This is a genomic window from Paraburkholderia sp. WC7.3g, from assembly GCF_050436345.1.
GTDB classification, from domain to species: domain Bacteria; phylum Pseudomonadota; class Gammaproteobacteria; order Burkholderiales; family Burkholderiaceae; genus Paraburkholderia; species Paraburkholderia podalyriae.
Map to the genome: position 1 here is coordinate 2,177,505 of NZ_JBNDMA010000001.1, position 17,893 is coordinate 2,195,397.

The 17,893-nt window shown below is 64.0% G+C and carries 19 protein-coding genes; 13 read left to right on the forward strand and 6 right to left on the reverse strand.

Annotated elements, in window-relative coordinates:
• Positions 1-46 precede the first annotated feature (46 nt).
• A complete protein-coding gene (locus tag OKW43_RS10055) occupies positions 47-1,102 on the forward strand; it encodes an aldo/keto reductase (RefSeq protein WP_429446936.1) in 1,056 nt (351 codons plus the stop codon).
• Between the two features lie 78 nt (positions 1,103-1,180).
• Here the strand turns inward: OKW43_RS10055 and OKW43_RS10060 are convergent, their stop codons facing one another.
• Complete coding sequence (locus tag OKW43_RS10060) at positions 1,181-1,522, reverse strand: carboxymuconolactone decarboxylase family protein (protein ID WP_027196245.1); 342 nt, start codon at positions 1,520-1,522, stop codon at positions 1,181-1,183.
• A gap of 117 nt (positions 1,523-1,639) precedes the next feature.
• Between OKW43_RS10060 and OKW43_RS10065 the strand changes: the two genes are divergently transcribed.
• The gene (locus OKW43_RS10065; RefSeq protein WP_429446938.1) at positions 1,640-2,620 is read left to right on the forward strand and encodes a cupin domain-containing protein; all 981 of its coding nucleotides are present in this window, start codon (positions 1,640-1,642) and stop codon (positions 2,618-2,620) included.
• Between the two features lie 27 nt (positions 2,621-2,647).
• On the opposite strand, the gene OKW43_RS10070 is transcribed toward OKW43_RS10065, so the two are convergent.
• A complete protein-coding gene (locus OKW43_RS10070) occupies positions 2,648-3,220 on the reverse strand; it encodes an FUSC family protein (protein ID WP_429446940.1) in 573 nt (190 codons plus the stop codon).
• Positions 3,221-3,294: 74 nt separating this feature from the next.
• Positions 3,295-4,722 carry a PLP-dependent aminotransferase family protein gene (locus OKW43_RS10075; RefSeq protein WP_429446942.1) on the reverse strand — a complete coding sequence of 476 codons (1,428 nt, stop codon included), beginning with the start codon at positions 4,720-4,722 and terminating at the stop codon, positions 3,295-3,297.
• 342 nt (positions 4,723-5,064) lie between these two features.
• On the opposite strand from OKW43_RS10075, the gene OKW43_RS10080 reads away from it, so the two are divergent.
• From OKW43_RS10080 to OKW43_RS10095, 4 genes are all read left to right on the forward strand, one after another.
• A complete protein-coding gene (locus OKW43_RS10080; RefSeq protein ID WP_429446944.1) occupies positions 5,065-6,297 on the forward strand; it encodes an NAD(P)/FAD-dependent oxidoreductase in 1,233 nt (410 codons plus the stop codon).
• Between the two features lie 35 nt (positions 6,298-6,332).
• A complete protein-coding gene (locus OKW43_RS10085; RefSeq protein WP_187634134.1) occupies positions 6,333-7,481 on the forward strand; it encodes a branched-chain amino acid ABC transporter substrate-binding protein in 1,149 nt (382 codons plus the stop codon).
• A gap of 495 nt (positions 7,482-7,976) precedes the next feature.
• On the forward strand, positions 7,977-8,762 hold the full coding sequence (locus OKW43_RS10090) for a response regulator transcription factor (protein ID WP_429446946.1): 786 nt from the start codon (positions 7,977-7,979) through the stop codon (positions 8,760-8,762).
• 157 nt (positions 8,763-8,919) lie between these two features.
• Entirely contained in the window at positions 8,920-11,685 is a 2,766-nt protein-coding gene (locus OKW43_RS10095) for a LuxR C-terminal-related transcriptional regulator (protein ID WP_429446948.1), read from the forward strand.
• Between the two features lie 38 nt (positions 11,686-11,723).
• On the opposite strand, the gene OKW43_RS10100 is transcribed toward OKW43_RS10095, so the two are convergent.
• A complete protein-coding gene (locus tag OKW43_RS10100) occupies positions 11,724-12,137 on the reverse strand; it encodes a DUF3175 domain-containing protein (protein WP_429446950.1) in 414 nt (137 codons plus the stop codon).
• Positions 12,138-12,199: 62 nt separating this feature from the next.
• Positions 12,200-12,706: a PRC-barrel domain-containing protein gene (locus OKW43_RS10105; protein WP_187634138.1), complete on the reverse strand. Its 507-nt coding sequence runs from the start codon at positions 12,704-12,706 to the stop codon at positions 12,200-12,202.
• Positions 12,707-13,017: 311 nt separating this feature from the next.
• On the opposite strand from OKW43_RS10105, the gene OKW43_RS10110 reads away from it, so the two are divergent.
• Positions 13,018-13,314 (forward strand): hypothetical protein, encoded by a 297-nt coding sequence (locus tag OKW43_RS10110; RefSeq protein ID WP_187634139.1) that lies wholly within the window; start codon positions 13,018-13,020, stop codon positions 13,312-13,314.
• Between the two features lie 86 nt (positions 13,315-13,400).
• The gene (locus OKW43_RS10115; RefSeq protein ID WP_187634140.1) at positions 13,401-13,697 is read left to right on the forward strand and encodes a hypothetical protein; all 297 of its coding nucleotides are present in this window, start codon (positions 13,401-13,403) and stop codon (positions 13,695-13,697) included.
• Between the two features lie 4 nt (positions 13,698-13,701).
• Here the strand turns inward: OKW43_RS10115 and OKW43_RS10120 are convergent, their stop codons facing one another.
• Positions 13,702-14,934 (reverse strand): DNA topoisomerase IB, encoded by a 1,233-nt coding sequence (locus OKW43_RS10120; protein WP_429446952.1) that lies wholly within the window; start codon positions 14,932-14,934, stop codon positions 13,702-13,704.
• Between the two features lie 175 nt (positions 14,935-15,109).
• On the opposite strand from OKW43_RS10120, the gene OKW43_RS10125 reads away from it, so the two are divergent.
• The 5 genes from OKW43_RS10125 to OKW43_RS10145 all read left to right on the forward strand — a co-directional run bounded on the left by OKW43_RS10125 (position 15,110) and on the right by OKW43_RS10145 (position 17,856).
• The gene (locus OKW43_RS10125; RefSeq protein WP_429446954.1) at positions 15,110-15,454 is read left to right on the forward strand and encodes a chemotaxis protein; all 345 of its coding nucleotides are present in this window, start codon (positions 15,110-15,112) and stop codon (positions 15,452-15,454) included.
• Between the two features lie 201 nt (positions 15,455-15,655).
• Positions 15,656-16,207, forward strand: a complete 552-nt coding sequence (locus OKW43_RS10130) for a type 1 glutamine amidotransferase domain-containing protein (RefSeq protein WP_429446956.1) — start codon at positions 15,656-15,658, stop codon at positions 16,205-16,207.
• Between the two features lie 59 nt (positions 16,208-16,266).
• Positions 16,267-16,839 carry a DUF4142 domain-containing protein gene (locus OKW43_RS10135; RefSeq protein WP_187634144.1) on the forward strand — a complete coding sequence of 191 codons (573 nt, stop codon included), beginning with the start codon at positions 16,267-16,269 and terminating at the stop codon, positions 16,837-16,839.
• On the forward strand, positions 16,836-17,177 hold the full coding sequence (locus OKW43_RS10140) for a DUF1488 domain-containing protein (RefSeq protein WP_429446958.1): 342 nt from the start codon (positions 16,836-16,838) through the stop codon (positions 17,175-17,177). The genes OKW43_RS10135 and OKW43_RS10140 overlap by 4 nt, the downstream gene beginning before the upstream one ends.
• Before the next feature lie 97 nt (positions 17,178-17,274).
• Positions 17,275-17,856, forward strand: a complete 582-nt coding sequence (locus OKW43_RS10145; RefSeq protein ID WP_429446960.1) for a hypothetical protein — start codon at positions 17,275-17,277, stop codon at positions 17,854-17,856.
• Positions 17,857-17,893 lie beyond the last annotated feature (37 nt).

Below are 17,893 nucleotides of genomic sequence, written 5' to 3' on the forward strand. Positions count from 1 at the left end.
AGTACGCTTGACGATTCTCCCTGCACCCCACGATGGAGCGTCGACGATGCGATATAACCAGTTGGGCCGTACCGGTGTATTTATTTCGGAGTTGTGTTTGGGCACGATGACCTTCGGCGGTGGCGAAGGCATCTGGCGGCAGATCGGCGATCTGCAGCAGAACGACGCGGAGCGGCTGGTCGGCCGGGCGCTCGACGCGGGCATCAATTTCATCGATACGGCCGACGTCTACGCGGGCGGCCTGTCCGAGCAGATCACCGGCCAGGCGCTGAAGAACCTGAAAGTGCCGCGCGACAAGGTCGTGATCGCGACCAAGGTGTTCGGCCAGACCGGCGAGTTCGCGAACGCGCGCGGCGCGTCGCGCTATCACATCCTCGATGGCATCAAGGCGAGCCTGAAGCGTCTGCAGCTCGATCACGTCGACCTCTATCAGATCCACGGTTTCGATCCGGCCACGCCGATCGAGGAAACCGTGCGCGCACTCGATACGCTCGTGCAGCACGGTCACGTTCGCTACGTCGGTGTGTCGAACTGGGCCGCCTGGCAGATCGTGAAGGCGCTCGGCATCGCGGAGCGGCTCGGCACCGCGCGCTTTGAATCGCTGCAAGCGTATTACACGCTCGCGGGCCGCGATCTCGAACGCGAGCTCGTGCCGATGCTGCAAAGCGAAGGTCTCGGCCTGATGGTATGGAGTCCGCTCGCGGGCGGTTTGTTGAGCGGCAAATACGGACGCGAGCAGCAGGCCGAGGCGGGCAGCCGTCGCACGAGCTTCGATTTTCCGCCGGTCGATCGCGAGCGCGCGTATGACTGCATCGACGTGATGCGCGAGATCGCCGCGACGAGGAACGTATCGGTCGCGCAGATCGCGCTGGCGTGGCTGCTGCATCAGCGTGTCGTCAGTACGGTGATCGTCGGCGCGAAGAAAATCGAGCAACTCGACGACAACATCGCCGCGACCAACGTCGCGCTGTCCACCGACGAGCTCGCGAAGCTCGCCGAGGTCAGCACGCTGCCAGCCGAGTATCCGGGCTGGATGCTGGAGCGGCAGGGCGAGCAGCGCCGGCAGCAGCTTGCCGAGGTTCGGCACGTCGCACAGGGATAGCGCGGCGGTGCATTGGCGAACGCCGTGGAGCCGCGAACCGCTTCGTTCTTGATCCGCGCGGCTAATCATCGATGCTGTTCACCCTTGCGTATGCGCGGCAACTGCGTCCAGCGTGCGCGCCGAGTACACCAGCGTCGCGCCGGCGTTGATCGCCATCGCGACGCCGAGCGCTTCGGCGATTTCTTCACGCGTCGCGCCGTGCTTCAGCGCCTCGGCCGTATGGACCGTGATACAGCCGTCACAGCGCAGGCTGACCGCAACCGCGAGCGCGATCAGCTCGCGCGTTTTCGCGCCGAGCAGGTCGGTCTTCTGACCGGCGTTCGACATCGCCTGATAGGCCTTTACGCTGTCTGGCGCGAGCTTCGACATTTCGCCGATTCGGCCAAACAGTTCCTTGCGGTAATCGATCCAGTTCAACATGGCAGTGCTCCTCGGTCCGTTGCGCGTCGGCGGCTGCCGGCGTCGTGGGAAGCAGTATTGCGCCGCGTCGCAATATCCTGAATACTCATTCGACTCAACTTTTAGCGCGCTCGTCTCATGGACACGCTCAGTCGCCTGATCGACCTTGCCCGGCCGCAAGCGAGTCTCGATCTTCGCTGCCTGCTGTCAGGCGCATTCGATATCGATCATGCGCCGCTCGAAGCGGGCGTCGCGCCGTTTCATCTGGTGCTCGACGGCGCCTGCGTGATCGAGACCGCCGCCGGCGAGTCGCTCGACATGCAGGCCGGCGATTTCATGCTGTTTCCGCGTGGCGCCGCGCATCGCGTGCGCGACGTGACGCGCTCGGCGGGCGGCCTGCCGGTGACGCTCGGGCACGACGGCATGCTGCCCGTGCGGCGCAACGACGGCCACGAAACCACCGACACGTCCGAGCCCGCGCCCACCGGCACTGCGATACATGACGGCGTCGATCTGCTGTGCGGCCGCTTCGTCTATGTGCCCGGTTCATCGGCGCTGCTGCTCAACGCGCTGCCCGATCCGCTGCACGTGTCGCTTGGCGACCCCCAAACGCTCGATGCGTTGCAAACGGTGATCGCGCTGATGCGCGGCGAAGCGGAGCGGCGTCAGCCTGGCGCGCTCGCTATCGTGACCGCGTTGAGCCACGCGCTGTTCGCGATGGCACTGCGCGTACACGGCGAGCGCAACGCGAACAACGCCGGCATGCTCGCGTTGCTGACGGACGCACGCCTCGGCGCATCGGTGCAGGCCATGCTCGACGCGCCCGAACGGGCATGGACGATCGCTGAACTCGGCGAGCGCGCGGCGATGTCGCGCGCGACAAGCGCGCGCCACTTCAACGAGCGCGCGGGCGTGACCGTGATGGATTTTTTGACGCAGATCCGCATGGCGATCGCCAGCGATCTGCTATTGCGTACCCAGCGCAGCGCGGCGGACATCGGCGAGGCGGTCGGCTATCAATCGGAAGCGGCGTTCGGCAAGGCGTTTGCGCAAAGCGTCGGCGTGACGCCGGGACGCTACCGGCGTCGCAAGCAAGCGGACGATGCTCTGGATGACTGACTGAAGACTCGACGCGTGCGTGCGATTCTATTTGCGCGGCTTTTTCTTGCTGAACGCACGTCTTTCGAGCGACGCCATCAACCGTGCGACCAGCAGCGCGCAGACCGTGCCGAGCGTCACTTCGGCAAGCCGCAGCAAGGCCTTGTCCCATGCGGGGCCGACGCCCGGCGCCAGCAGCATGATCGTCGCGGTGATGCCGCCGAGGCGCGCCGCGCTGCCGACGTTGACCACCCAGCAGATCATGATCGCGGCCGCTACGGTCGCCGCGTAGGCGGCGAAATGGCCGCCGCCCGCGAGCGTGCCGATCAAGCCGCAGATGCCGCCGACCATCGCGCCGATGAACTGGTCGCGCGACAGCTTGCGGGTGTCGATATAGCTGTGCTGGCTCACCGCAATCGCGGTGATCGCGGCCCAGAACGCCTGCTCGGTATGCAGCGCGCGGCCGATGCCGAACGCGAGACTCGCGCCCGCAACCGCCTGCACGGCCATGAAGCCGCCCTCGATCAACCTGTCGCCGAGCGGCAGCGTCTTCAGGAAAGCGAACAGCGCATCGGCGGCGTGCGTGCGCGAGGTATGGCTTGAATCGTCGGACGGAGTCATCGGATAAAGGCGGCTCGGCGGAGCATGACGGTGCCGTATTCTAGCCGCTCCGCTCGACCGCTCCATCGCTATGGCTAGATCGTGCCGAACAGCGCGCGCGGCCGGTCGCGCAGCGTGTGCGCCAGAATCTGCAGGCCGCGCGTCAACTGCTCGCGCGACTCGGCGCAAGCGAGATTGATGCGCACGCCGTGCTCGACGGTCGAGCGATCGACCGCAAACGCGGATGCTGGCATCGTGTTGACGCCGCGCGCGAGCGCGTTCGCCGCGAAGTCGTCCGAGCGCCACGGCGACGGTATGCGCAACCACACGAACATGCATGCGGGGTCGCTCTTCAGATGCTCGGCAGGCAACAGTTCGCGCGCGATCTGCTGGCGCGCGCGCAGCTCGGTGCGCTGCGCGTCGAGGATCGTCCGCGCGGTGCCGTCCTCGATCCAGCGCGTGGCGATCAGCGTCGACAGCGGCGCGGGCATCCATGCGGTCGTGCGGACCGCTTCCGCGGCGAGGGCCGAGCCGTGCGGCGGCGTGCGCAGATAGCCAATACGCAAACCCGGCGCGAGGACCTTCGACGTCGACGTGATGTGGAAGGTCAGCTCCGGACACAGACTCGCAATCGTCGGCAGACGCGCTGGCAGCAGCGGGCCGTACACGTCGTCCTCGATGATCACGATGTGATGCCGACGCGCGATGTCGGCGAGCGCCGCGCGACGCGCGAGACTCATCGTCACGACGGTAGGGTTCTGCAGATTCGGCACCGTGAAAATCGCCTTCACACGCCTGTGGCGGCATACATCTTCGAGACGGTCGGGCAGCAGCCCTTCGTCGTCGCTCGGAATGCCGACCAGTTCGAACTGGAACACCGGCGCGAGGGCTTTCAGGCCGTAGTAGGTCAGCTGGTCCGACAGGATCACGCCTTCGTGACCCATCAGGCTGCTGAGCACCGCGTACAGGCCATGCTGCGCGCCGCTCGTGACGACCACGCTATCGGCACCGGGCGCGAAGCCAGGCGCGGCGATCCACTGCGCGCCCGCCGCGCGCGCCCACTCGGGGCCTTGCGGCGGCTGATATTCCTGGGTCTCCGGGTAGCGGGGATCGTGCGCGATCTGCGCCATCGTCCGCGCGAGCTGGGTAAGGAATTCGCCGGTGGCCGGCCGGTTCACGGTCAGGTCGATGACGGCGTTCGCGTTGGCGCTGCCGCTTGCCGATGCGTTGTCGCTTCGGGCATGCACGGCGGGCATGGCGCCGCCGGTGACGATCGAGCCGCGCCGCTTGCTTGCGACGATCAGTCCACGCGCCTGCAACTCCTTGTACGCACGCGACACGGTGGAGACATTCAGACCCAGCTCCGCCGCAAGCTCGCGCTGTGGTGGCAGGCGGCTACCTGGCGGGTAAAGCCCGCTGCGGACTTTTTCCTCGAGGCTGCGCGTCACTTCGAGATAAGTCGGCTGACGTCCCTTTGTCTGGAGGATGTTTTCTTCTTTTGTGTGGTCAATTGCGCTCTTCATCCAGGTCCTATCTCCATCCAAAAAAATCGGTCGACCGCCGGCAGGTCAATACTAAACCCGTTTGCTGTCCGGCTGACTGCTTCGAACCTGCTTCTGATGCACGATCTCGGCCTGCATGTGCTCGGGAAAGTACCTAAGTCCATACAAAGCCAAATTAATTGCACACAAAAAAACTTTGTGTGACTATTAAAGCATGATTTGTGTGGCGTCGCATCAAAACGCGACCTGCAACAGTAGTACAGGAGGGACGGTTGTGACAGAGCAACAGAACACGATCCTGCCGGACGATGCAAGCGGCGCAAGTTCGGGTCGGGCGGTCGGTTCGACCGGCCGGCAAGCGCGATGAGCGACGTCGCCGTGGTGGGCGCGGGCTTCATCGGCCTGTCGAGCGCCTACTGGCTGATGCGCGACGGTCACCACGTCACGCTGTTCGACGCGCTCGGTCCGGGCGAGGCCACGTCGTACGGTAATGCAGGCACGTTCGCCAACTACGGGTGCATTCCGGTGAACAACCCGCAGGTGTTCCGCAATCTGCCGCGTTTCCTGTTTTCACCGACGAGTCCGCTGCGGATCCGCTGGCGCTATCTGCCGCAGCTCGCGCCGTGGCTCGCGCGCTTTCTGCTCGCATCGATGCCGCGGCGCTACCTGCACAGCGCGCAGGCGCTTGCGAGCCTGCTGTCGCGCGCCTCCGACGGCTACGGTGAAATGCTCGCCAGCGACGACCTGGCTCGCTTCGTGCGGCCGCGCGAATGCCTGTACCTGTACTCGAGCGTGGCATCGTTCGAGGCGGCGCAGCCGTCGCTCGCGTTGCGCCGCTCGCTTGGCGTGCGCTTCGACAACGTCGACCGTGCCGGCATCGCCGCACTCGAGCCGAATCTCGCGCCGATTTTCGTGCACGGCACCTTGTTCAACGGCAGCTGGTTCCTCAGCGACCCGCGCGGCTTTTTGCAGGCGCTGCACACAGCGCTGCTCGCGCGCGGTCTGCGGCACGAGCGCATCGCGGTTCGCACACTCGCGCCGGGCCGCAACAGCGTGCGCATCGTCGACGACGCGGGTCGCGCCTATGACGCCGCGCAGGTGGTCGTCTGCGCGGGGGCGTTTTCGCGGCGCTTCGCGCGCCAATGCGGCGACCGCGTACCGCTCGATACGGAGCGCGGCTATCACGTGCGTTTCCCCGGCACGTCGTCGCTGATTTCACGGCCGTGCGGCTGGGCTGAGCGCGGCTTCTACATGGTGCCGATGGACGGCGGCATCCGCGCCGCAGGCGCCGTCGAGCTCGGCGGCTATGGACCGCAGCGTAATGCCGCGCTGCTCGATCTGATCACGCGCTCCGCGCGGCACGCGCTGCCGCAATTGCCGCAGCCGGACAGCGACTGGCTCGGTTTCCGGCCGAGCCTGCCCGACGGACTGCCGGTCGTCGGGCCGTCGAGCGCGTCGCCACGCGTCGTCTACGCGTTCGGTCATCAGCATCTGGGCGTCACGCTGGGCGGCGTGACGGGCAGCGTCGTCGCCGATCTGGTGGCGGGGCGCGTGCCGCCGGTCGATCTCACGCCTTTTAGCCCGCGTCGTTTTTAACCACCGCAACTGTTGCACGGAAGAGGACGGACATCATGAAACGCAGAAACCTGGTTGTCGCACTCGCCCTTGGGATGTTGTGCGCGCACGCGCCGTCGTACGGCGCCGAGCCGCAAATCGTCAAGATCGGCTTCGTCGGACCGCTGACCGGACCGGTCGCGCGGGTCGGCAAGGACCTGCAGAATGGCGCGCAGCTCGCGGTGGACGAAGCGAACGCGAAGCGTCCCACGATCGGCGGCAAACCCGTCAAATATGTGCTCGACGTGCAGGACGATCAGGCCGATCCGCGCATCGCGATCCAGGTCGCCCAGAAGCTCGTCGACGACGGCGTGGTCGGCGTGATCGGCCATTACAACTCGGGCTGCAGCATTCCGGCCTCGGCGGTCTATCACACGGCGAACGTCGCGATGATCACGCCGGGCTCGACGAACCCGGCTCTGACCGCGCAGGGTTTCGCGAACGTGTTTCGCACGATGGGGCACGACGGCGTCGGCGGCGTGATCGCGGGCGAGTTCGCGGTGCAGCAACTGAAGGCGAAGCGCATCGGCATCATCGACGATCGCACCGCGTTCGGCCAGGGCCTCGCCGATGCGTTCGAAAAGGGTGCGAAGCAGGCGAACGGCAATATCGTCGATCGCGAGTTCACGAACGACAAGGCGGTCGATCTGCGCGCGATCCTGACTTCGTTGAAGCAGAAAAACGTCGATCTGGTTTTCTTCGGCGGTCTCGACGAGCAGGGGGCGATGCTGGTCAAGCAGATGCGCTCGCTCGGCATGCCCGCGCAACTGTTTGGCGCGGGTGCGCTGAAGAGCAACGCGTTCCTGCAGATTGCGGGCAACGCGGGCGAGGGGACGCGCGATCTCGAACCCGGCCCGGCACTCGACAAGCTGCCGGCGGCGCAGGAGTTCGGCAAGCGCTACAAGGCGCGCTTCAATCAGGACGTCGAACTCTATGCGCCGTTCGCCTACGACGCCGCGCTCGCGATGATTCAGGCGATTCAGGACGCGGACTCGCTCGATCGCGCGAAGATCGTCGCGGCTTTCCCTAAGGTCAACGTGACGGGCGTGACGGGGAAAATCGCGTTTGATCCGCATGGGGATTTGATCAAGCCGCCGTATACGCTGTTCGAGGTGCAGCAAGGGCAGTGGAAGAGTCAGCGGACCGTGGGCGGGAATGGCGTTTGAGATTGATTCGCGCGGGCGCGGCTGTCGCGACGACGCTTCGCTTCGCAAGTCGGTGTCCACGATCGGCTCGGACAGCTACATGAACTCCACGACAGTTCGACCGTAGTCGGGGAACCCGACGGTCTGTCCTCGACGACCGCGATTTTTTTGCCGCCGCCGACGCGCGGCCGGATGCTCTCCCCCAGATCGAATCACCGATATGGGGGGGGGCTGACCAGGCGATATGCCCCCCCTTCGAAAGCGCCATCCCCACTCCCCACAGGGGGGGATTTGAAAAGCCACTGGCTCTATCTTTCTTCTCGAAATTCACAAGGCATATGGGGCCGACGCCGCTGGCCGCTCACGCCGACCCAAAGCCGTATGCGATTTTCATGTTGGCTTTTTCGTGCTGTTTGAACTGGGTGCTCGTATGAGTGGAATTCCAGATGCAAATGTCTTTCGCCGCATTTGTCGGGGGGGCCGGTTTTCCACTCGGGCGAAAGAAAAAGGTGATCAATGAATATCCTGTTGGTGGAAAACGATCCTGCGCAAGCTGATTCGGTTGAAAGGGAAATCAGGCTATCCGGGCATCGAATCAGCAAAGTGGAGCGGGGCAAGGACGCAATCAGCTTTCTTCAGGCTAACGAGGTCGATCTCGTGGTGCTCGATTGGGAATTGCCGGGCATGAGCGGCTTCGAGGTGCTGTACTGGATACGCCGCCATCTGGGCCGCGAACCCGCGGTGCTGTTCGTGACCAGCCGACTTCTGGAAGTCGACATCGTGCAGGCGCTAGACGCCGGTGCGGATGACTACGTCATCAAGCCGTTCCGAAACAAGGAGCTGGTGGCGAGAGTCGGCGCGCTGTTGCGTCGCGCACGGCGCACCATAAAAGTCGAAAGCGCAATCGCCCTTGGACCGTATATCTTCGACGTCACGCAGCGCGGTGTTTTTCTGCACGGCGAATCAATCTTGCTGACCGAAAAGGAATTCGACGTCGCGGCGTATTTCTTCGCGAACGTGGGACGGGTCGTTTCCAAAAGGCTTCTGGCGAAACTTGCCTGGGGCCGCGAGCTGGACAGTACGTCGCGCACGATCGACACGCATATCTATCGGCTTAGACGCAAGCTGGCCCTGCACCCGGACAACGGCGTGCGACTGACGACCGTCTATACGCACGGCTACCGGCTCGACGAGGTCGATGCCGGCAGTGTCGACGCGCAAGCGCCGGTCGAATCCGAGCGGGAAGATCCTGTCGCGGCGAACGACATGCCCGAGCAGGGCGCGCAAAGCAATCTGCGTTAGCGATTCGACATGAAGCCATGCGCGACCTGAACCGGATTCCGGTCGTCGCGCCTCCTGCGCAGCGCTGCATTGAGTCGTCACGCGGTTCGGCGTATCTTGAAACCAAATTCACCAAGACCCTCCATGCCTGTCACGGATAGGTGTGAGAGGACCACTCATGAATACATCCACAGATAGTTTCGAGCGTGAATGGATCGTGTCGCTGATCCAGACCAAGATGATGCCGCCGCGCCTTCCCGCGGGTTGCGTGCAACGGCCTCTATTGATGCGGCGACTCGATGAACGACGCCCGCGTCACATCACAGTCGTCACCGCGCCCGCGGGTTTCGGCAAAACGACCTTGCTTGCCGCGTGGAGCGAAGCGCAAACCAGAAAGAAGCGTCCCATTGCGTGGCTCAGTCTCGATGGAGAAGACGACGATCCCCAGCAACTCGGCGCCTATCTGGTAGCGGCGCTTGCTCGCGCCTCGAAGGAGATCGCGTGGCAGGCGCAGCAACTGCTCGATAACGATGCACACACGCCGGTCAGAACAGTCATTTCAGTGCTGCTCAATGGCATCGCCGCATACGGCCGGGATGCTTTCCTCGTGCTCGACGACGTCGACCGTCTGAGCGCGAGACCCGTTCTCGCGATCGTGTCACGCCTGCTGCGCTACGCGCCCGACAATCTGCATGTCCTGCTCGGCGCGCGCGGCGAACCGGCGCTGTCGCTGGGCGCGCTGCGCTCGCCCGACAAACTTTCGCGTGTGAATGTCGACGATCTTCGTTTTTCGCTCGACGATGCTCAGGCGTTTTTCGACCAAACGGGTAACGCGCTGCTCAACCGCAACAGCGTGGAGTTGTTGAACAGCGCGACCGAAGGATGGGTGGCCGGTTTGCAACTGGCTTCCCTCGGACTGAAACGGGTCGACGACGTGGCCGCGCTCGCCGGTCATCTAGCCGATACCCGATTCGGAATCGATCGCTACCTGAACGATACGGTTTTTGTGCATCTGCCACCGCATATGCTGACATTTCTGCTGTACACGTCGATTCTCGAACGACTTACCGGGGCGCTGTGCGATGAAGTCATGGGCGGTGAAGGCGAGAGCGGAGAGAAACTGGACTGGCTCGAGCGGCATAACGTGTTCATCCGGCCGCTCGATGAAACGCAAAGCTGGTACCGCTATCACGCATTGCTGAGCGATGCGCTTCGCCGCCGTCTCGTGCGTCGGACGCCACGGCAGGTCCCGTTGCTGCATCGCCGCGCAAGCCTCTGGTTCGCGCGGGCTCGCCTGTGGCCCGAAGCCGTGCGACATGCGCTGGCCGCGGGCGATCTCGCGCAGGCGGCGCAGTGGGCCGAAAACTGTGCGATGGAGATGCTCCAACGCGGGGACCCGTTCATGCTGCCGGGCTGGATTCGCAAACTTCCGCCGGATGTGATCGCGGGTCGACTGCGCTTGCGTCTGGCGAAAGCCTGGGCTCTCGCAATGTCGCTTGAAACCGCGCGTGCGTCGAAGGAGATCGGTGACATTGCCGACGAGTTCGAGCGGATGGCCGGTGATGACCGGTCGGTAGCCGACGAGGTCGCATCGGCGGAGATCAACGCGATCCGCGCGGTGATCGCTTGTGTGAACGACGACAGCGAGCATGCGCTCGAACTCGGGCGTGCTGTTGAGGCATCGACGGTGCCTGCGGACCCTTGGGTACGCCATTACGGGCAAAGCGCGGAAATTTTCGGTTTGATGTATCGAGGGCAGTTCGCCTATATATCCCGCGTCTGGAGAGCGCGAGTCGATCAGGTCGGACTCAGCCGGAAGCCGAACAGCGCGGATATGCTGCGCGACGCTGTGTATGGCATTGCCGCGCTGATACACGGCGAGCTTCCCGATGCGAGGCGCGTGATGGAGGTGGCGATACGGTACTCCGAAGATAAGCTAGGGGAGTGGTCGGCGGCCGCGGCGGCGGTAGCCGGTTGCCTTGCGTCGATTTACTACGAGGGTAACGAACTGTCCAAGGCTCGGAAATTGATCGAGGGTCGCATGACCATCGCTCTCGAGACCGCGCCACTCGCTGCGTTGATGCGCTATCTGCTGACCGCGTCGCGCCTGCTGTGGCGCGATGGCAAGAAGGGGCCCGCGCTGGCCGTTCTCGAGGACGGTCGACAGGTCGCGATAAGCCGTCGATGGTTGCGTCTGAAGCTCGCGTGCGATGCGGAAACCGTCAGACAGCTCGTTGCGGACGGTAGGGTGGTCGAGGCGCGACAGCTCGCCGATGAACTGAGCGCGAGCGTACCGATGATGTGCGAAGGACGGCGGGGCTCGGCGATGGAAACGTGGGCAAGCTACTGTGTGCTGCAGGCCCGCGTCCTGCTCGCTGAAAATGCCGCCGAGGACGCCGTTGGTTTTCTTTCGCGCTCGCTCGAGAATCTGGTTGCACTGGGTTGGCGCTATGCCGAGGCCGTTGTTTCGTTGCTGCTTTCTGTCGCGCATGACCAGAATGGCGCTTCGGAACAGGCGTTCGCCGCGCTCGGAAATGCGCTGCGGATCGGCTGCGCGATGGGGCTGATCAATAGCTTCGTAGACGAGGGGCCGCCGATGCGCGCGTTACTGGAAAGCTTTCGCCGCACGCCATCGGAAATCGCAACAGGGCACGCCACCTATATCGGCACACTGCTGTCGGCTTTCGACGACGCCGATAACCTGCGCGCCTCGTCGTCGGGCTATGCCGGCATCAAGGTGACGCCGGGCACCCTGAGCGCGCGAGAGCTCGAAATACTGGGCTACGTTGCGCGCGGGCTGTCCAACAAGGAAATCGGACGATCATTGAATCTGGCGCCCGAGACGATCAAATGGCATCTGAAGAACATCTTCGAAAAACTGAACGTCAATTCGCGATTCGAGGCCGTGCAGAGTGCCTTCGGCATTCAGCCTGGAGCCGACTGAAGCGCCGCGCTGCGTGACTGCGCCGCCATCGCGTCACCTCACCGCGGCTCGCGTCCAAACGCTTCGCGCAGCTTGCGCTTGGCCCGTTCCAACGTATCACGCCGCTCCTTCGGCAGGTTGCGGCCCGCTCGATTGATGTAGAAATTGAGCATCGACATCGCGGATTGAAACGGCGTGCCCTTGCGTCGACTGCTCACCGTCGACGAGTGCTTCAACGATTGCGCGATGGACTCCGCGTTGCCAGTTTTGAAAATATCCTTCTGGATGTCCATCGCGTCGCTCGTTTCCATTACATGATGCGACCATCTCTTCCCGCCGGAGGCGCCATTCGACTTCGCGGTTTTCGCACGATGCGCGGCGTACGCCTGCGCGTGGCGTTGCCGCGGCGGCCGTCCCGACTTGCCACGCGACTCAGGGCGTTTCGATTTGCTGCTGCTCTTTCGCGGCGCCATGATGTGCTCTCCCGAAGCGGAACGTCGGACCGGTCACAGGTCGAAAATGGTCGGGTTGGCGCTCAGAGCTTCACGCCGCCGGCCTCGGGCGCGTCCGACGATCCCGGAGGAATTTGACCGGCGCCGAACTCCTCGCGTCTCGTATAGACGTCGCCGCCCCAGTACGGTTCGCTGCCGTAGTACTGATGCACGCTGGTGGCCCACGTCTGATCCGCCATCGACGGCCAGTGATCCTTATCGAATCCCGGGGCGTTCTTCACGCGCTCGGCCGTCATGTTCAGCACGAAGCATTTCTCCTCGGTGTCGAGCGTCAACGCACGCCAGGGAATCGCGAGCAGCTTGTCGCCGATGCCAAGAAAACCGCCGCTCGACAGCACCGCATACGCGATGCGGCCGGAACGCACATCGAGCATGATGTCTTTGATCTTGCCGATGTTCTCGCCGTCGCTGCTGAGGACCTTGTTGCCGTCGAGCGTAGCCGCGGCCATTACATCCGGGCCTGGGCCTTCCGCGGTTGCGGCGCCTTTGCCGACGATGTTCGCACCTTGCGTCTGGGTCTGGATGACCATGATGGGCTCCTTTGAGGGGTGTATGTACGAGCCATTTAGCAACGGCCGTTCCATCGAGTCGTGCGGCGCGCTCACGCCGTGGCGCACGGCGGACCCGCGCGACGAGGCTGCGCGCGCGTAAAGGATGCGAGCGCGTTTGAAATTATTTCGTCCCGGCTAACGCAAGCGCTGACGAAGAGAAGCGTGAAAGAAGCGTGAAGCGAACCAGCGACGCACCCCTCGCGCGGCATAGGCCTTGCTCGACTTTGAGTGACAGCAGCAGGGAACCGAAGGATCGCCCCCCGTCCTTTTTTACTTCAGGGAGAAACCGGATGAACAAGTATCCGAAGGCATGGCTAGCCGCGGCATGTGTGATCGCGTCGGGCGCGGCGTTCGCGCAGGCGGGCGGCGGCAACGGCAATAGCGGTGCCGGCGGCGGCAACGCGCATGGCGCCGCGACCGCCGCGCCGACGGCGGGCAACCAGCCCGCGTCGAATGCGATGGGCAGCACCGCGGGCTCGACGTCGTCGATGAAGCATCATCACAAGAAGTCGAAGGCGAACAAGCCGATGACCGATACGACGAACACGCCCGGCGCCGATGCCAGCAGCGATACGAAGGGACAGTGACGCTGGATCGATGCAGGCGCGGCCACGCACCGCTGCGGTTCGTAGCGCCCGGGCGATGCCGCGCTCTGCCTGTCGGGAGAACGATCGTGGGAAAGAAAATTCATTATCAGACGAACATCTGCGGCGGGGACTTCGCGCACGTTCGCGAGTGCTTCCGCAACTGGAAGTCCGAGACGCTCGTGTATCGTCGGCAGCAGCCGATGTTCGAAGGCAAACAGGAAGTTCGGCCCTTGTCGGAGCGTGTGTTCACCAACGGTGAAGTCGCACACAACACGCTCGCGCGCGTGTGTTCGCCGGGCGATGCCTATGCGCTGGCGGCCGAGATAAACGACGGCGAACGCGATGTCTGGCTCGTGATGGCTGCGTTCGAGGAAGATGCTTGAGCCATCATCGATTCACCACGGAGCCTGTCACTGAGTTGGCGGCTTTCTTGCGCACCACGCGCGATTTTTTCAGCAAACTCGTCAGTGAACCGTTGATGCTCTCGTCGACCGACAACTCTCGTGCCTTGCGGCCTTTCGCACCGGCTGCGCGCGCCAGTTTCGCCGCGCGTTTTTCCGCCTGCGCGAGCAAGACCGCGAGGGCCAGTTCATCTGCCTTCAGTCCACGGCGCGATTGGCGCGGTGCGAGGCTCTGCAATTCATCGGCTTCGAACGCGCTGATGATCGCCGGGTGGATATAGCAGCGCCGGCAGACGGCGGGCGTATTGCGCAGCAGCGCGGCCACGTCTTTGACGGTCGCGACGATATGACGGCGCGCTTCGGCCGCGCTGCTGCACATCAACCGGCGCAATGCCGCCAGCGCGTATACGCTGCCCGCCCACGTGCGATAGTCCTTCGCGGTGAAGTCCGCCCCGCTCACCCGACGCAGGTAGTCGTTGATATCGGTCGAGCCGACGGTGCGGCGCGTGCCGTCTTCGTCGAGGTACTGGAACAGGTCGTGACCCGGCAGCTCTGCGCAACGCCGCACGATCCGCTTGATGTGCGGATTGTCCACCGCAACGTCATGCTCGATGCCGCTCTTGCCGCGAAACTTGAAGCGCAATTGAGCGGCCTCTATCTTCACGTGCTTCTTGCGCAGTGTCGTTAATCCGTATGACTGATTATCGCGCGCGTATTCGACGCTGCCGATGCGGATCAGCGTCGTGTCAAGCAACTGCACGATGGCCGCGACCACCTTGTCGAGCGGCATGCCCGGCAATTTCAGATCACGTGCGACGCGCGCGCGGATTTTCGGCAGCGCCCGGCCGAACTCGGCCATCCGTTCGTACTTGTCGGCGTCGCGCGTTTCACGCCAGCGCGGATGATAGCGGTACTGCTTGCGGCCACGCGCGTCGCGGCCGGTCGCCTGCAAATGACCTCGCGGATCGGGGCAGATCCAAACGTTTTCATAGGCCGGCGGAATCGCGAGCGAGTTGATGCGTTGAATCTCGTCCTCGTCGACGATGCGCTCGCCGTTCACGTCGAAATAGATGAAGCCTTTTCTGTCGCGCCTGCGTGTGTAGCCGGGCCTGGTGTCGTCCGCGTGACGCAGACCCGGCGGCATCGGTTGCGAGGCGGTGTCGCCGTTCGCGCTCGTCGGGTTGCGCGATGCGGTCGTGGCATGAGTCGCGGTAGCCATCGTTGCAGGTAGAAGTTTCAAGCGTGGTTGGGATCGGTTCGCCCGGTACGTGCGATGCGTGCCGTGTGATCGGCGGGAAGCAAGGGGGATGCCATTCGCCACGCCCAGCAGCGCCGAAGCGGAACGGTCCTTGCGAAAGAGCCGGTGTGATCAACCAGCCGGAAAAGGAGGTTTCATGAGCAGCACACTCGATCCCGATGAAGAGCCGCAGAAGACCGTCAAGCAGACGTCTGGCACGACGGGCGAACTGGGCCCGAGCGACTCGTCCGATAGCGGCAGCGATGTGGCGGGCGCAAAGCGTCACGTGTTCGACGTCGATACGGAACTCGACAATCACGCACTCGAAACCGGCGACACCGAACTCGGCAGCGATACCGATCGCTCGGGCACGGGCGAGCGCGCGTCGGCCGATGGCGATTCGACGTTGGAGTTCGACCGCGATATCGAAGCGGATCACGTCGTTGATCCGCGAGTGTCGCCGGGCGCGGAGCGCGCCGGCGAAGACGAAACCGACGTCTGACCGCGACGCTGTGCCGATCACGCGGCCCGCGCGACGCAGCGCGAACGCAGTGGCAATGCAACGCCAACCCGGCGTAAACCATGGACACGGGCTTCCAGTGGGCACGTGTTTTGCGTAACAACGCTTTAACGGAGGCGCCGCGCTATGCGCGTGCTTAGCGAGCAAGTGCATCAGCGCGGCGCCGCACGAAGGAGAGGACGCATGACCGACGCATTGAGTGGTTGCAAGGTAGCGGTACTCGCGGTAGACGGTTTCGAGCAGGCAGAACTCGTGGAACCGAAACGAGCGCTCACCGAGGCGGGCGCGACGGTCCATGTGATTTCGGCGAAGCCGGGCAAGATCCAGGGCTTCAGGCACGTCGACAAGGGCGACACCGTCGACGTCGATGCGACTTTCGACAAGGCCAGTCCCGACGACTATGACGCAGTGGTGTTGCCGGGCGGTGTCGTGAACGGCGATGCGCTCCGGTTGCTGCCGCAGGCGCAGGCGTTCGTCAAAGCGGTCAACAACGCGAACAAGCCGATCGCGGTGATCTGCCACGGCACGTGGCTGCCGGTGTCGGCGGGGATCATCAAGGGGCGCACGGTGACCAGTTGGCCCAGCCTGCAGGACGATATCCGCAACGCGGGTGGCACCTGGGTCGATCAGGAAGTGGTCGAGGACGGCAATCTGATTTCGAGCCGCAAACCCGGCGACATTCCCGCGTTCAACAAGACGCTGATCGGGCAGCTGACGAAGCGCAAAGCGGCTTGAGCGAAGGCGGCGGTTGGCTTCGGCGCCCGCGCATCGGTGCTTCAACAGGGAGAAAATGCATGAAATTCCGGTATTCCCTACAAGTGTTGACTACCGCGCTGGCCGTATTGGGCATGGGCGCGGCATCGATCGACACGGCCCGCGCGCAGGCGAGCGATGCACCCGCGAGCGCGGCGCCGACCGGCGGCACGACGCTGTCACCCGCCGATCAGCAGTTCGTGCTCGATGCGTCGAAGTCTGACGCCACCGAAATCGCCGCCAGCAAGGTCGCGCTGAAGAACTCCAACGATCCGCAGGTCAAGAAGTTCGCGCAACAGATGATCACGGACCACACGAAGCTGTCGCACGCAATGGCCGCGCTGGTCGCGAAGAAGGGCTTCAAGCCGACACCGTCCGCGGATTCCGCGCTGGTCGGCAAACTGCAGACGTTGAAGGGCACCGAGTTCGATCAGGCCTACGTCGAGCAGGTCGGCGTGGAAGCGCATCAGCGCGCGGTGGATCTGTTCCAGCAGCAAAGCGGGAGCGGCACCGATTCGCAACTGAAGGCCGCGGCCGCGCAGGCGCTGCCGACCATCAAGCATCACCTCGAGATGGCGCAGCAACTCGCCGGCAAATTGAAGGGCTCGTCATGAACGCGATGCTGCCACGGCCTGCCTATGAGGACTCTCTGATGCAGATCACTTTTCCCGATGACGAACCGACCTTCGACGGCGCCAATCTGACGGTGCGCTTTCTGGCGTGCGTCGATGGTGAGCCGGTGGTCTGCGCGATCACCGCCGAGGCTCTGGAAGATCATTTCGGCGCCGAGTCGGCACTCGAAGCGGCACTGATGGCCGCTTTCGACAAAGGCCGTCAGCGCATCCGCTCAGTCTGCGCCGAAGCACTCGACCAGAACAAAGGAGCAGGCGTAGTGTTGCATAGCGGACTGTTCAGAGTGGAAGGCATGGAACCGGATCGCGGCGCCGCTTAGCGCCGCCGCGTGCCGCGCTAAGCGGGCGCGCTGCTTTGACGCGCGCCACCCGGCGACCGTATGGTCCGCGAATGCCAATCAACGATAAGGACGCCGTATGTCACTCATCGTCGCAGCACGCTTCATGACTTTTCCGGCTGCGGAAAGCGCGGCGCAAAAGCTTTTCGATGCAGGTTTCGTGGAAGAGGACGTCACGCTGTTTTTCGTCAATCCGCGCGGCCAGCATGCGCGTTTCCCGATCGGCGGTGACACCGATACCGACCCCGGCGCGCGAGAGGCGCCCAAAGGCGCGGGCATCGGCGTGACGATCGGCGCGGTGATCGGCGCGATCGTTGGCGTGGCGATCTTCGCGGCGTTTTCCGCACCGCTGCTGGTGTCGCTGATCGCGGCGGGCGCCGGCGCATATGTCGGCTCGCTGGTCGGCGCGATGTCGCGCACTCACGAGCGCGGCAATTCGGACTATCGCGTGCCGTATCACGAGGAGGCGCGCGATTCGGGTGTGCTCGTCGCCGTGCACGTGTCGCCCGACAATCAGCTCGACGCCGCACGCGTGCTGCGTGAAGCGGGCGGCGTGTCGATCGAGAAGGCGACCGGCCGCTGGCAGCAGGGACGCTGGGCCGATTTCGATCCGCGGAAAACGCCCGAGCCAATCAAGGAATTCGCGGACAAGCGCGCGTGATATAAGCCACGCGCCATACCAACATAAAAGCGGCCTA